The 13,329-nt window shown below is 73.1% G+C and carries 12 protein-coding genes; 6 read left to right on the forward strand and 6 right to left on the reverse strand.

The window, feature by feature from the left end:
• Window positions 1-26 precede the first annotated feature (26 nt).
• The 5 genes from J2X46_RS18135 to J2X46_RS18155 are packed head-to-tail and all read left to right on the forward strand — an operon-like array spanning window position 27 to window position 5,053.
• Complete coding sequence (locus tag J2X46_RS18135) at window positions 27-1,082, forward strand: ABC transporter substrate-binding protein (RefSeq protein ID WP_310253049.1); 1,056 nt, start codon at window positions 27-29, stop codon at window positions 1,080-1,082.
• Entirely contained in the window at window positions 1,079-1,915 is an 837-nt protein-coding gene (locus J2X46_RS18140; RefSeq protein ID WP_310253051.1) for an ABC transporter permease, read from the forward strand. The genes J2X46_RS18135 and J2X46_RS18140 overlap by 4 nt, the downstream gene beginning before the upstream one ends.
• Window positions 1,891-2,676 carry an ABC transporter ATP-binding protein gene (locus J2X46_RS18145; protein WP_310253053.1) on the forward strand — a complete coding sequence of 262 codons (786 nt, stop codon included), beginning with the start codon at window positions 1,891-1,893 and terminating at the stop codon, window positions 2,674-2,676. The genes J2X46_RS18140 and J2X46_RS18145 overlap by 25 nt, the downstream gene beginning before the upstream one ends.
• Window positions 2,673-4,010 (forward strand): LLM class flavin-dependent oxidoreductase, encoded by a 1,338-nt coding sequence (locus J2X46_RS18150; protein WP_310253055.1) that lies wholly within the window; start codon window positions 2,673-2,675, stop codon window positions 4,008-4,010. The genes J2X46_RS18145 and J2X46_RS18150 overlap by 4 nt, the downstream gene beginning before the upstream one ends.
• The gene (locus J2X46_RS18155) at window positions 4,007-5,053 is read left to right on the forward strand and encodes an aldo/keto reductase (RefSeq protein ID WP_310253057.1); all 1,047 of its coding nucleotides are present in this window, start codon (window positions 4,007-4,009) and stop codon (window positions 5,051-5,053) included. Before J2X46_RS18150 ends, J2X46_RS18155 begins: the two co-directional genes overlap by 4 nt.
• 117 nt (window positions 5,054-5,170) lie before the next feature.
• Here the strand turns inward: J2X46_RS18155 and J2X46_RS18160 are convergent, their stop codons facing one another.
• Complete coding sequence (locus J2X46_RS18160; RefSeq protein ID WP_310253059.1) at window positions 5,171-6,553, reverse strand: MFS transporter; 1,383 nt, start codon at window positions 6,551-6,553, stop codon at window positions 5,171-5,173.
• Between the two features lie 81 nt (window positions 6,554-6,634).
• On the opposite strand from J2X46_RS18160, the gene J2X46_RS18165 reads away from it, so the two are divergent.
• Window positions 6,635-7,669 (forward strand): LLM class flavin-dependent oxidoreductase, encoded by a 1,035-nt coding sequence (locus J2X46_RS18165; RefSeq protein WP_310253061.1) that lies wholly within the window; start codon window positions 6,635-6,637, stop codon window positions 7,667-7,669.
• Here J2X46_RS18165 and J2X46_RS18170 read toward each other — a convergent pair.
• The 5 genes from J2X46_RS18170 to J2X46_RS18190 form a co-directional block, all read right to left on the reverse strand.
• On the reverse strand, window positions 7,666-8,061 hold the full coding sequence (locus J2X46_RS18170) for a low affinity iron permease family protein (RefSeq protein WP_310253063.1): 396 nt from the start codon (window positions 8,059-8,061) through the stop codon (window positions 7,666-7,668). The two genes, J2X46_RS18165 and J2X46_RS18170, sit on opposite strands and share 4 nt — an antisense overlap.
• A 64-nt stretch (window positions 8,062-8,125) precedes the next feature.
• Window positions 8,126-10,540 carry an FtsX-like permease family protein gene (locus J2X46_RS18175; RefSeq protein WP_310253064.1) on the reverse strand — a complete coding sequence of 805 codons (2,415 nt, stop codon included), beginning with the start codon at window positions 10,538-10,540 and terminating at the stop codon, window positions 8,126-8,128.
• Complete coding sequence (locus tag J2X46_RS18180; RefSeq protein WP_310253065.1) at window positions 10,540-11,286, reverse strand: ABC transporter ATP-binding protein; 747 nt, start codon at window positions 11,284-11,286, stop codon at window positions 10,540-10,542. Before J2X46_RS18180 ends, J2X46_RS18175 begins: the two co-directional genes overlap by 1 nt.
• A 172-nt stretch (window positions 11,287-11,458) precedes the next feature.
• Window positions 11,459-12,124, reverse strand: a complete 666-nt coding sequence (locus J2X46_RS18185; protein ID WP_310253066.1) for a response regulator transcription factor — start codon at window positions 12,122-12,124, stop codon at window positions 11,459-11,461.
• Window positions 12,121-13,281 (reverse strand): sensor histidine kinase, encoded by a 1,161-nt coding sequence (locus J2X46_RS18190; RefSeq protein ID WP_310253068.1) that lies wholly within the window; start codon window positions 13,279-13,281, stop codon window positions 12,121-12,123. The genes J2X46_RS18185 and J2X46_RS18190 overlap by 4 nt, the downstream gene beginning before the upstream one ends.
• Between the last annotated feature and the right edge of the window lie 48 nt (window positions 13,282-13,329).

Below are 13,329 nucleotides of genomic sequence, written 5' to 3' on the forward strand. Positions count from 1 at the left end.
TTCCACCCCGAGAAGGAGTTGTTCCGATGGCACGACGAGGGCTCACGCGCCCCCTGATCCGCGCAGCACTGCTGGCCACCGTCGGTCTGGTCGCGATGACCGGCTGCGGCGCCGACGAGGCCGGACCCAAGCTCGAGCTGACCGCGGCCCTGCCCGACGCCCCCGCCGACGGCACCACGCTCCGCGTCGGGGACCCGGCCACCCAGGTTGCCCTGGAGACCTCCGGGCTGATCGACGAGCTCGACGTCGACGTCGAGTGGGCCAACATCACCGGCGGCCCCAAGACGCTGGAGGCGTTCCGGGCCGACGCGCTCGACATCGGCTCGGTCGCCGACATCCCGCCGCTCTTCGCGCACTGGACCGGCACCGACGTCCGCATCGTCGCCGCCCGCGAGACCGTCGACCCCGAGGACCACCCGACCTACGAGCTGGGCATCGCCCCCGGCGTCGACGTGAAGACGATCGAGGACCTCGAGGGCAAGAAGATCGCCTACAGCCCGGGCCAGGCCCAGGGCGCGGTCGTGCTCAACGTGCTCCGCGAGGCCGGGCTGACCCAGGACGACGTCCAGCTCGTCGAGATGCAGAGCGTCGACGACGCCTTCTCGGTCTCGCTCGCCGGCAAGCAGGTCGACGTCGCACCGCTCGGCCAGAGCCTGGCCAAGACCTACCTCGCGAAGTACGAGCGGGACGGCGCCACCACGATTGCGCCGGGCGTCCGCGACGACGCGTGGACGCTTTACGCGCCCACCACCGTGCTCGAGGACGCCGACAAGGCCGCCGCGATCAAGGAGTACGTCGGCGTCTGGGCCGAGGCCCAGCAGTGGATCTCCGACCACCCCGACGAGTTCGCCGAGGCCTACTACGTCGACCACGAGGGCCTGACGCCTGAGGACGCGGCCTACGTCGTCAAGGCACTCGGCCAGTTCACCGTGCCGACCAACTGGGACGAGTTCATCGCCCGCCACCAGCAGACCGTCGACACCCTCGTCGAGGCCCAGGACCAGGAGCCGCTCGACGTGGCCACCATCTACGACCGGCGCTTCGAGAAGGCCATCGCTGCCGCCGTGAAGGGATCCTCATGACGACGCTGACCGCACCCGCCCGTCCCGTCTCCCGCGTGGAGGACGTCCGACCCGCCCGGCGGCGGCTCGCCCCGGGCGCCCCCATCCGCTTCGGCGGGCTCATCGGCATCGCCGCGCTACTAGCGGTCTGGATCATCGGCTCGGCGACCGGGCTGATCGACCCGCGCAACCTCAGCGAGCCGTGGACCGTCGTCAGGACGGCCGAGACGCTCATCGAGAACGGCCGGCTCCAGGAGAGCCTGGTCACCTCCGGCATCCGGGCCGCACTGGGCCTCGGATTCGGCGTCGCCGCCGGCACGATCCTCGCCCTCATCTCCGGTCTCTCCCGGTTCGGCGAGGCACTGATCGACGGCCCGATCCAGGTCAAGCGCTCGATCCCGACCCTCGCGCTGATCCCGTTGCTGCTCCTGTGGTTCGGCATCGGCGAGCCGTTCAAGGTCATCACGATCGCGCTGGCCGTGTTCGTCCCGATCTACATCCACACCCACAACGGCCTGCGCACCATCGAGGGGAAGTACGCCGAGCTGGCCGAGACCCTGGGCGTGCCCCGGGGCGAGTTCATCCGCCACGTCGTGCTCCCCGGTGCGATGCCGGGCTTCCTGCTCGGCATGCGCTTCGCCGTCACCAGCTCGCTGCTCGCGCTGGTGGTCGTCGAGGTCATCAACTCCACGGCCGGCATCGGCCACATGATCACGCTGGCCTCGAACTACGGGCAGACGGACATCATCGTCGTCGGGCTCGTCGTCTACGCGCTGCTCGGCGTCCTCGCCGACGCGGCGGTCCGGCTCATCGAAAGGAAGGCACTGTCATGGCGTCGTACTCTGGCGAGCTGACCCCGGCGGTCCAGGTCACCGACCTGCACCGCAGCTTCAACGAGGCGGGTGGCGTGCTCAACGGCCTCGACCTCGAGATCGCGCCCGGCGAGTTCGTGGCTCTCCTCGGTCGCAGCGGCTCGGGCAAGAGCACCCTCCTCCGCGCCCTCGCGGGCCTGGACCGCGGCGTGGCGGGCACCGGCCGCATCGCCGTGCCGGAGAAGGTGTCCGTCGTCTTCCAGGACTCGCGGCTGCTGCCGTGGAAGCGCCTGCTGGACAACGTCGTCTTCGGCCTCCGGTCCGCCGACGCGGCCGAGCGCGGCTCCCAGGCGCTGGCCGAGGTCGGCCTCGGCGGCCGCGAGAAGGCGTGGCCCCACGAGCTGTCCGGCGGCGAGCAGCAGCGCGCGTCGCTGGCCCGCTCGCTCGTCCGGGACCCACAGCTGCTGCTGGCCGACGAGCCGTTCGGTGCGCTCGACGCGCTGACCCGGATCCGGATGCACACGCTGCTCCGCAAGCTCTGCGAGGTGCACCAGCCGGCCGTGCTGCTGGTGACGCACGACGTCGACGAGGCGATCGTGCTGGCCGACCGGGTCATCGTGCTCGACGGCGGCGTCGTACGCCACGACGCGCGGATCGACCTCGGCGCGCGGCGCTCGCAGGCCGACCCCGGCTTCGCCCGGCTGCGCAGCCAGCTGCTGTCCGAGCTCGGCGTCGAGGACGACCACGACGTGGCGCCCGGCCGCCACTCGGGCACGCGCCTCGACGAGCGGGCCGCCTCATGACCCGGCAGCTGCGGCTCAACGCGTTCCTGATGAGCACCGGCCACCACGAGGCGTCGTGGCGGCTGGAGGAGAGCGACCCGCGGAGCAACACCGACGTCGCCCACTTCGTACGCCTCGCGCAGACCGCCGAGCGTGGCCTGATGGACTCGGTGTTCTTCGCCGACTCCCCGGCCCTCTTCGGCGAGGTCGGGCGCCGCCCGGCCGGGACGCTCGAGCCGACGGTGCTGCTCACCGCAATGGGGGCTGCGACCTCACGCATCGGGCTGATCGCGACGGCGTCGACGTCGTACAACGACCCGTTCAACCTGGCCCGGCGCTTCGCCTCGCTCGACCACGTCAGCGGCGGCCGCGCGGGGTGGAACATCGTCACCACCGCGACGCTGGAGGCCGCGCGCAACTTCGGGCTCGACGAGCTGCCGGCGCACGCCGACCGCTACCGCCGGGCGCGCGAGTTCGTCGAGGTCGCCACCAAGCTGTGGGACAGCTGGGAGGACGACGCCGTCCTGGCCGACAAGGACGCCGGCGCGTGGGGCGACACCGAGAAGGTGCACCCGATCGAGCACGTGGGGCAGCACTTCCGCGTGCACGGCGCGCTCAACCTGCCGCGCTCGCCGCAGGGCCGCCCGGTGCTCGTGCAGGCAGGGTCGTCGGAGGACGGCCGCGACTTCGCCGCGCAGTACGCCGAGGCGATCTTCACCGCGCAGCAGACGCTCGAGGACGCGCAGGAGTTCTACGCCGACATCAAGGCGCGGGCTGCGACCTTCGGGCGCGACCCGGAGAAGCTGCTGGTCCTGCCCGGCATCGTGCCGGCCATCGGCTCGACCGAGGCCGAGGCACGGGCACTGGAGGAGGAGCTCGACCGGCTGATCCTCCCGGAGTACGCCCGGCGCCAGCTCGCCCGCACGCTGCGGGTCGCGCCGGAGCGGCTGCAGCTCGACGAGCAGCTGCCCGACGACCTGCCCGCCGAGGACCAGATCGAGGGCGCCAAGTCGCGCTACACGCTCATCGTGACGCTCGCCCGTCGCGAGGGGCTGACGGTGCGTGAGCTGATCGGCCGCCTCGGCGGCGGTCGCGGGCACCGGACCTTCTCGGGCACGCCCGAGCAGGTCGCCGACGCCATTGAGCACTGGTTCACCAGCGGCGCGGCCGACGGCTTCAACGTGATGCCGCCCGCCCTGCCGTCCGGGCTCGAGGCGTTCGTCGACCACGTCGTCCCGATCCTGCAGGCGCGCGGGTTGTTCCGCACGGAGTACACAGGAAGCACGCTCCGCGACCACTACGGCCTCGACCGCCCCGACAGCCAGTACGTCACTCCACTGGAGGAAACCGCATGACCTTCGAGAACTACCGACCCCTCGGCCGCACCGGCGTCCAGGTCAGCCCGCTGACCCTCGGCGCCATGATGTTCGGCGCCTGGGGCAACCCCGACCACGACGAGTCGATCGCGATCATCCACCGCGCGCTCGACGCCGGCATCAACGTCATCGACACCGCCGACGTCTATGCCCGCGGTGAGTCCGAGGAGATCGTCGGCAAGGCGCTGCAGGCCCGCGCGGGCAGCCGCGACGACGTGTTCCTCGCGACCAAGTTCCACGGCTCGATGCACGACGAGGACCCCAACCAGCAGGGCAACTCGCGTCGCTGGATCGTCCGCGAGGTCGAGGCCTCGCTGCGCCGGCTGCAGGTCGACCACATCGACCTCTACCAGGTGCACCGCCCGCGGCCCGAGGTCGACATCGACGAGACGCTCGGCGCGCTGACCGACCTGGTCCGCCAGGGCAAGATCCGCTACATCGGCACCTCGACGTTCCTGCCCTCGCAGGTCGTCGAGGCCCAGTGGGTCGCCGAGAAGCGCCAGCGCGAGCGCCCGGCGACGGAGCAGCCGCCGTACTCGATCCTCGCCCGCGAGGTGGAGCGCGACATCCTGCCCACGGCGCAGAAGTACGGCCTCGGAGTGCTGCCGTGGAGCCCGCTCGCCGGTGGCTGGCTGTCCGGCCGCTACCGCCGCGGCGAGGAGCCTGCCGTGACCTCGAGCCGGTTGAAGCGTCAGCCCGCGCGCCACGACCCGAACCACCCCGACAACAAGGTCAAGCTGGAGGCGGTGCACCAGCTGCAGGAGCTCGCCGACGAGGCGGGGCTGTCGCTGATCCACCTCGCGCTCGGCTTCGTGCTCGCGCACCCGGCGGTGTCGTCGGCCATCATCGGCCCGCGCACCCTCGAGCAGCTCGAGTCGCAGCTCGGCGTGGAGAAGGTGATCCTCACCCCCGACGTGCTCGACCGGATCGACGAGATCGTGCCGCCCGGCACGACGCTGAACGAGGCCGACCGCGGCTACGCGCCGCCGGCCCTGGTGGAGGCGCGCCTGCGCCGCCGCTGAACGGGGACCGCCACTCGGGATGGCGGGGGTAGTCCAGTGGCGAACGGTCGTCCCGGGGGGATGACGACGACCGATCGTCACTGGACTACCCAGACGTGACAGCCATACGGCACTGGACTACGCCGGTGGGGCGGCGGCCGCCCTCGTGCGCGAGGCCGCCAGCACACCGAGGGCGCCGCCGAGGGCGGCGAGCACGAACACGGTCGCGAACGGGTCGGCGTCCTGCCGCTCGGCCGCCGCGAACGCCGCACCCGCCACCGACAGGGCCAGCGCCGCGCCCAGCGAGTCGGCCACCGACAGCGCGGAGGAATTGAAGCCCCGGTCGCGGTCGGTGGAGACCTCGAGCATCGCAACACCGGTGCGCGGGTAGGCGAAGCCCATGCCCGCCCCCGCGAGGACGTACGCCGCTGCAGGAAGCACGGCGGACGGGTCGTGGCCGGCGTCGTGGGCGAGCACCGACGCCGCGAGAAGGACGAGCCCGGCCAGCACGATGCACGTGCCGACGACCATCGCGCGGGTGTGCGAGACCCGCTCGCCGAGCCGCGACTGGACCTGGCTGGCACTGGCCCACACGATGCCGACGCACGTCAGCGCGATGCCCGCGCGACCGGGCGTGAGGTGCCAGTGGTCCTGGAGGACGTAGACGATGTAGGCCTCGGCGCAGAAGAAGGTGGCGGAGAGCAGGCCGCGGGTCGCGATGACCGACGGGAGCCCGCGCCGCAGGACCCGGCTCCCCGGAGGCAGCAGCCGGCCGAGCGAGACCCAGACCGCGACGAGCGCCACGACGGCGCCGAGCGCGGTGAGGCCGTCGGCGGAGCCGAGCAGCTCCAGCACCAGGACGGCGACGGCACCGAGCGCGGCCCACCAGAGGCGTACGGACGGGGTGTCGACGCCGTCGGTGTGCGGCTCGAGCCCGCGCAGCGCCGGGGCGAGCAGCACCAGCGCGACCACGACCAGGGCGACCGTGCCGAGGAAGACCCACCGCCAGCTCCACGCGTCGGCGACGAGGGCCGCGAGGCCAGGTCCGAAGAGGGACGGCAGCACCCACGCGGCGGCGAAGGAGGCGAAGACCGCCGGACGCAGGGTTGCCGGGAAGCAGAGGCCGACGAGCACGTAGAGCCCGACGGTGAGCGCGCCGCCGCCGAGACCCTGCAGCACCCGGCCGACCAGCAGCACCTCCATCGACGGCGCCAGCCCGCACACCAGCAGGCCCGCGGAGAAGAGCGCCATCGACGCCAGCAGCGGCACGACGGGTCCGGTGCGGTCGCTCCACATCCCGGCGGCCACCATCCCGACGACGCCGCTGGCGAGCGGCGCGGCGAAGGCGAGGGCGTACAGGTTGAGGCCGTCGAGGTCGCGCGCCACGGTCGGCATCACGGTGGCCACGGCCATCGCCTCGAAGGCGACGAACGCGATCAGGCCGAACATGGCGATCGTGGTGGCGGCATAGGCCGGCGACAGGATCCGCTCGCGCGGCTCGCGGGTCGTGCTGGTGGTCACTGTCAGGACGGTAGGACCTCAGGTGCACGTGAGGTCAACCGAGATCGGAATATCTCCGGGTCGGCGGACGCTGGGTCGACAGTGACTGCTCTCTCCGTGCTCGACCTCGTGCCCGTCCGCAGCGACCAGACCACCGGTGACGCGATCGCCGCCTCACGGGGCCTCGCCCGGGTGGCCGACGAGCTCGGCTACCGCCGCTACTGGGTCGCGGAGCACCACAACATGCCGGCCGTCGCGGCCACCAACCCGCCGGTCCTGATCGCGATGCTCGCCGCGGCGACGTCACGGATCCGCGTCGGCTCCGGTGGCGTGATGCTGCCCAACCACGCCCCGCTGGTCGTGGCCGAGCAGTTCGCCCTCCTCGAGGCGGCCTTCCCCGGCCGCATCGACCTCGGCATCGGCCGCGCGCCCGGCACCGACCCGCTCACGAGGTACGTCCTGCGCGGCGGCAGCGCCGAGTCGGCCGACGAGGCCGTCACCAAGTTCCCCGACTACGTCGAGGACATCCGGACCCTGATGACCAGCGAGGGCGTCGAGCTGCAGATCGGGCCGCGCCGCCAGCCGTTGCGGGCGACCCCGTCGGCCCGCTCGGTCGCCGACATCTGGCTGCTCGGCTCGTCGGACTACTCGGCCCGCCTGGCCGCCGAGAAGGGCCTGCCCTACGTCTTCGCCCACCACTTCTCGGGCGACGGCACCGGGGTCGCGCTCGACCTCTACCGGTCGTCGTACCGGCCCTCGCCGGAGTACCCGGAGCCGCGCACCTTCCTCACCGTCAACGCCGTCGTCGCCGAGACCGAGGAGGAGGCGCGCCGCCAGGCGCTGCCCAACGTGCAGCAGATGATCGCGCTGCGGACCGGTGCCCCGCTGCACCCGCAGCGGCTCGTCGAGGAGGCCGAGGCGGTCGAGATGACGCCGGACCAGACGGCCTTCGGGCACGCGATGTCCGCCCGCTGGGTCGTCGGCGACCCCGACCAGGCACGCAAGCAGCTCCAGGAGCTCGCGACGACGTACGACGTCGACGAGGTGATGGTGCACCCGGTGGCCGGCGCCCACGCAGGCACCGACGTCGAGGCCTCGCCCAACCGCGAGACGACCCTGCGGCTGCTCGCCGGCTAGTGGCGTTCCTCGAGGCCGACGGCCTTGCGGAGCTTGTCGACCGCCTCGCGGAGGTCGGGGTCGTCGTCGGCCCGTGAGTCCATCAGCGCGGCGAGGGCCTCGGCGAGGACGTTGAGCTTCTCCTGCGCCGCCTCCTCCGAGCGCCGGCCGGCGTTCTCCAGCAGCACCAGGAGCAGCAGCGACAGGATCGACGACCCGGTGTGCAGCGCGAGCTCCCACTTCGTGGTGCTCTTCCAGAGCGGGTAGCTCACCGCCCAGGCCACCAGCGCCACCAGGATCACCGCGAAGAACGGCGCCCGGCTGACGCGGTCGTTGACCGCGTCGACGAACCGCTCGAAGGGGTTGGGCCTGGCGGCCTGCTCGCGGGACTCGGTGGCCTCGTTGCGCTCCATGACGGGAGGCTAGTCGCGGCGGGCGGGGCGGCGCTCGCACCTCAACCAGCGGGGTGGTGCGTCGTCAGTCGAGGGCGAGCCCGGCGGCCGGGGTGACCCGTGCCGCCCGGCGTGCAGGTACGACGCACGCGCCGAGGCCTGCGAGCGCTGCGACAACGGCGACCCCGGCCACCTGCAGCACCGGGACGGTCAGCCCCACGTCGTCGACGACGGTGCCGATCATCACCTCGACCCCGATCCAGGCGAAGACCAGTCCGAGCGCGGTCCCGAGCACCGTCGCCACACCCGACAGCAGCAGGCCCTCGGCCGCCATCGAACGGCGCAGCTGCGTCCGGGTGAGGCCCATCGCGCGCAGCAGGGCGTTCTCGCGGCCGCGCTCGAGCACGGACAGGCCGAGCGTGTTCGCGATGCCGACCAGCGCGATCACGATCGCGATGCCGAGCAGGCCGACGACCGCGCCGGTCATCACGTTGACCTGGAAGGTGACCCACGCCCGGTTGCTGTAGCCGCCGTCGAGACCCGCTCCTGCGGCCCCGGCGAGGGCGGCCAGGTCGCCGCGGAGGTCCTCGGCGTCGGTGCCGTCCGTGGCCCGCACCCACACGGCCGTCGGCCGCGGGGAGGCGTCGAGATCAGCGAGCGTGCTGCTGGAGACGATGCCCGCGCGACCCCAGCCGGCGGACAGCTCCACCGGCATGGTGCGGTCGCGGCCGTCCACGGTCACTGTGACCTCACGGTCCTCCCAGACGTGGTCACCGACCTTGGTCGGCAGCTCGTTCACGACGTCGTACGGCAGCAGGAGGACGCCGTCCGCCGGCGCGAGGTCGTCCGGTCCCCGCACCACGTCCGGCCGCTTGGGGACCCCGACGAGCGGCACCTCGACCTTGCCGATGCTGACCACCGTGCCGTCGAGCGCTACGGCGTCAGCGACCCCGTCGACAGCTCCGGCGCGCGCGGCCAGGTCGGTGTCGAGCGGCGCGTCGACCGCGGTGATCGTCGCGTCGAGCGGGTACTCCTCGTCCATCTCGTGGTCGAGCTCGGTGCGCGTCGAGGCCAGTCCGGTGAGCACGGCGGTGGTGAGGGTGACGCCGACGAGCAGCGACGCGGCGGTGGTCGCCGTACGTCGCGGGTTGCGTACGGCGTTGCCGGTCGCGAGCCGGCGCACCGGGCCCGACCCGACGGCTCGGCCGACGAGGCGGATGAGAGCGGGCACGAGGACCGGCCCGAGCAGCAGCACGCCGATGAAGGCCGCGCCGCCGCCGACCAGCATCACCGGCACGGTGTGGGTGGCGACCGAGACGACGAGCAGGAAGGTGCCACCCGCCAGGAAGAGCCCGGCGAGGGCGAGTCGCCACCGACCGGCGGCGGAGCGTACGTCGACGCCCGTGTCGGGCCGCAGCGCCGCGAGGGGCGCGACCTTGGTGGCGGCCCGGGTCGGCAGCCACGCCGCGAGCAGCGTCACGACCATCCCGACGGCGAAGGCGCCACCCGTCCAGAGCGGGTCGAGCGCCGCGCCTCCCATGTCGGCGTACCAGTGGCGCACGAGCGCGACCAGCCCGTAGCCGAGCAGGGCACCGACGATGATGCCGAGGAGGGAGGCGGCGACGCCGAGCGCCAGCGCCTCGAGACGGATCGCCCGCCGGAGCTGGCGGCGGGTGACGCCGACGCACCGCAGCAGGGCGAAGTCGCGCATCCGCTGGGCGAAGAGGATCGCGAAGGTGTTGGCGATGACCATGACGCCGACGAAGAGTGCGATGAACACGAAGACGAGCGCCATGATCGCGAGCACGTCGACGCCGCGCGACACCTGCGCCTGCTGGGCGGCGACCCAGTCGTCGGCCGACTCGAGGGTGGCCCCGGGGGCGACCGACGAGGCGAGCTCGTCCGCCCCGCCCCACGCCACCGAGTCGAGCCAGAGCGTCGCGTCGAAGCGGGCGAGGTCCTGCCACGGGACGTAGAGATCTGCGGTGAGGGCCGGCGGGCTGTCGACGAGGCCGACGACCTCGACGTCGGTCGCCGCGGCGCCCGTCCCGACGGTCAGTACGTCGCCGATCCCGACCCCGGTGGTCTTCGCGGCGTTGGTGTCGGCCAGGGCCTCTCCGGGTGCGCTCGGGAACCGTCCGTCCACCAACTCCTGCCACTGCAGGTCCGGGTCGAGCGACGCCTCGGCCACGTCGGCCGAGGACGCCACCTGGACGCCGTCGCGGGTGACCGGCTCCATCGCGTAGCCGAGCGCCAGCGCGGGCACCCCCTTCTCGGCAGCCGCGTCGACCAGGCGGATCGCCTCGCGCTGGTCCTCGAAGGTCGCCACCGTGTCCACGCCGGCGACTGGTGCACCGATGTCCTTCGTCAGGCCGTCCCGCGTGGCACCGGTCAGCATGCCGGTGACCACGACGAAGGCGACGCCGATGACCACGGCGAGCGCGGCGGCGACGTACCTGCGTGTGTGGTGGCGCAGCGAGGCGAGCAGCACGCCGCGCATCAGGCGCTCCGCCCGCGCAGCGCGGCGACGAGCTCGTCCTGGCCGGGGTCGGTCAGGTGGGCGCTGACGGCGCCGTCGTGGATGACCACCACGTCGTCGGCGTACGACGCCGCGTCGAGCTCGTGGGTCACCATCACCACGGTCATGCCGAGCTCGCGGACCGAGCGGCGGAGGTGGCCGAGCACCTCGGCGCTGGCCTCGCTGTCGAGGTTGCCGGTCGGCTCGTCGGCGAAGACGATGTCGGGCTGCGTGACCAGGGCGCGGGCGATCGCGACGCGCTGCTGCTGGCCGCCGGAGAGCTCGCTCGGCAGGTGGCCGAGGCGGTCGGCGAGGCCGAGGACGCCGACGACCTGGTCGTAGCGCGCGCGGTCGACGGCGCGGCCGGCGAGCTCGAGGGGGAGCAGGATGTTCTGGCCGGCGGTGAGCATCGGGAGCAGGTTGAAGGCCTGGAAGACGAACCCGATGTGCTCGCGGCGGAAGAGGGTGAGGGCGGTGTCATCGAGCCCGGCGAGGTCGCGCCCGGCGACGGTGACCGTGCCGGCGGTGGCCGCGTCGAGGCCGGCCAGGCAGTGCATGAGGGTGGACTTGCCGGAGCCGCTCGGGCCCATGATCGCGGTGAACCGGCCGGCGGGGAGATCGAGGTCGATGCCGCGCAGGGCGTAGACGGTGCTGTCACCGTCGCCGTACGTGCGGGTGAGGCTGCGGGCGCTGGCCGCGGTGGCGGTCTTCTGGAATGTCGTCGTCATGGGGACAACGCTCGTCGTTCTCGGTCCTGCGATCGTCGGCCCCGGGCACGGCCCGCGGGTCCGTCCGCGGGCGGACGTGCGCGGTCGTCGTACGACCTCAGTAGGACATCTGAGGACGTGGTGGTCGTGATCGGACTCCGGATCCGTTCACCACGTCCTCAGATATCAGGCGTCAGGGGGTGACGAGGCCCGACTCGTAGCCGAGGACGACGAGCTGGACCCGGTCGCGGGAGCCGGTCTTGGCGAGGATCCGGCCGACGTGGGTCTTGACCGTGGTCTCGGCGACGACGAGGTCGGTGGCGATCTCTGTGTTGGTGAGTCCCCGCGCGATCAGGGTGAGCACCTCGACCTCGCGCTCGGTGAGCAGCGCGAGCCGGTCGTCGGAGGACGCCGGGACGGCGGGGTCGGGGAGCGCGGCGAAGTGGTCGAGCAGCCGGCGGGTGGTGCTCGGCGCGACCACGGCGTCGCCCGCCTGCACCGCCCGGATCGCGCCCAGCAGGTCGGGCGGGGCGGCGTCCTTGAGGAGGAACGCCGAGGCGCCCGCGCGGATCGCGGCGAAGGCGTACTCGTCGAGGTCGAAGGTGGTCAGCACGATCACCCGCGGCGGCGTCGGGCCGGCGAGCAGCCGCCGCGTCGTCTCGACGCCGTCGAGCCGCGGCATCCGGACGTCCATCAGCACCACGTCGGCCGTGGTGACCGCGAGCTGCGACAGCGCCTCGCCTCCGTCGCCGGCCTCGCCGACGACGACCATGTCGTCCTGGCTCTCGACGAGCATCCGGAAGCCGGCGCGCACCATCTGCTGGTCGTCGACGAGGAAGACCCGGATCGACTCGCTCACAGCGGCAGCCTCGCAGACACCGCGAACCCGCCACCGGTCACGGGCCCGGCCTCCAGCGTCCCGCCGTGCACGGCCGCGCGCTCGCGCATGCCGACCAGGCCGAGCCCGTGGCCGTCGGAGTCCGCCGCCGCACCACGTCCGTCGTCGCGCACCTCCACCTCGACCTCGCGACCCACGGCGACCCGCACCTGCACGGTCGCGCCGGGGCCGGCGTGCTTGCGCACGTTGGTCAGCGCCTCCTGCACGATGCGGTACGCCGCCAGTCCGACGCCGTCGGGCACGTCCACCGGAGCAGAGGGGAGGTCGGCCTCGACCCGGGTCCCGGCCGCGCGTGCCTCGTCCACCAGGTGCCGTACGTCGTCCAGCCCGGGCTGCGGCGCCACCCCGGTGTCGCCGTCGCGGAGCAGCCCCAGCAATCGGCGCATCTCGGTGAGCGCCTCGCGTCCGGTCGTCGAGATCGTCTCGAGCGTGCCGACCGCGACGTCGGGGTCCTTGGCCGCGGCGTAGCGCGCGCCGTCGGCCTGGATCACGATGACGGAGAGCCCGTGCGCGACCACGTCGTGCATCTCGCGGGCGATCCGGGACCGCTCGTCGCGGGCGGCCAGCTCGACCTCGCGCTCCGCCATCCGCTCGGCCTGCTCGGCGCGCGCGACCAGCGAGGCGACGTAGTTCTCACGCGACTGCGCGGCGAAGCCGAGCGCCCATGCGGCGGTGACGATCGCGCCGATGCTGACGACGTAGGGGCTGAGGTTGCCCGCGGTGAGCTCGCCGGCGCCGAAGCCGAGGATCCAGCGGACCGCGGCGACGAACGCGCCGGCGTACCCCACGAGCAGGGCGGTGACGCCCTGCCAGCGCGGCGCCCAGCGGGCCACGGAGTAGACGGCGACCGGGAAGGCGAGCTGGCCGACGGTCGGCTCGTCGACCACGAAGGCCTGCGCGGCACTGAGCGCGGCGACCGCGAGGAACACCGGCCAGGCGTGCCGGCGGCGCCACAGCAGCGGCACCACCTCGAGGACCGAGAAGACCGTGGAGCCGAGCTGGCCGGCGACCACGTGCCCCAGCGCGAGGAGCAGCAGCCCGCCGACGAGGAGTCGGTCGAGCCAGCGCTGGCCGCGCGGGCCGAGTCGCCAGGGGTGCCGGTCCATCCGGGTGGGCATGGTGCGGACGATAGACGGCCCCGCCCGCCTGCACGTCCGCCCACGGGA

This window comes from Nocardioides sp. BE266 (genome assembly GCF_031457855.1).
Taxonomy (GTDB): domain Bacteria; phylum Actinomycetota; class Actinomycetes; order Propionibacteriales; family Nocardioidaceae; genus Nocardioides.

Coding starts and splice junctions, on each gene's coding strand:
- J2X46_RS18145 (WP_310253053.1), top strand. CDS start 1,891: ATGGCGTCGTACTCTGGCGAGCTGACCCCGGCGGTCCAGGTCACCGAC.
- J2X46_RS18155 (WP_310253057.1), top strand. CDS start 4,007: ATGACCTTCGAGAACTACCGACCCCTCGGCCGCACCGGCGTCCAGGTC.
- J2X46_RS18170 (WP_310253063.1), bottom strand. CDS start 8,061: ATGGAGCGCAACGAGGCCACCGAGTCCCGCGAGCAGGCCGCCAGGCCC.
- J2X46_RS18135 (WP_310253049.1), top strand. CDS start 27: ATGGCACGACGAGGGCTCACGCGCCCCCTGATCCGCGCAGCACTGCTG.
- J2X46_RS18190 (WP_310253068.1), bottom strand. CDS start 13,281: ATGCCCACCCGGATGGACCGGCACCCCTGGCGACTCGGCCCGCGCGGC.
- J2X46_RS18140 (WP_310253051.1), top strand. CDS start 1,079: ATGACGACGCTGACCGCACCCGCCCGTCCCGTCTCCCGCGTGGAGGAC.
- J2X46_RS18180 (WP_310253065.1), bottom strand. CDS start 11,286: ATGACGACGACATTCCAGAAGACCGCCACCGCGGCCAGCGCCCGCAGC.
- J2X46_RS18175 (WP_310253064.1), bottom strand. CDS start 10,540: ATGCGCGGCGTGCTGCTCGCCTCGCTGCGCCACCACACACGCAGGTAC.
- J2X46_RS18150 (WP_310253055.1), top strand. CDS start 2,673: ATGACCCGGCAGCTGCGGCTCAACGCGTTCCTGATGAGCACCGGCCAC.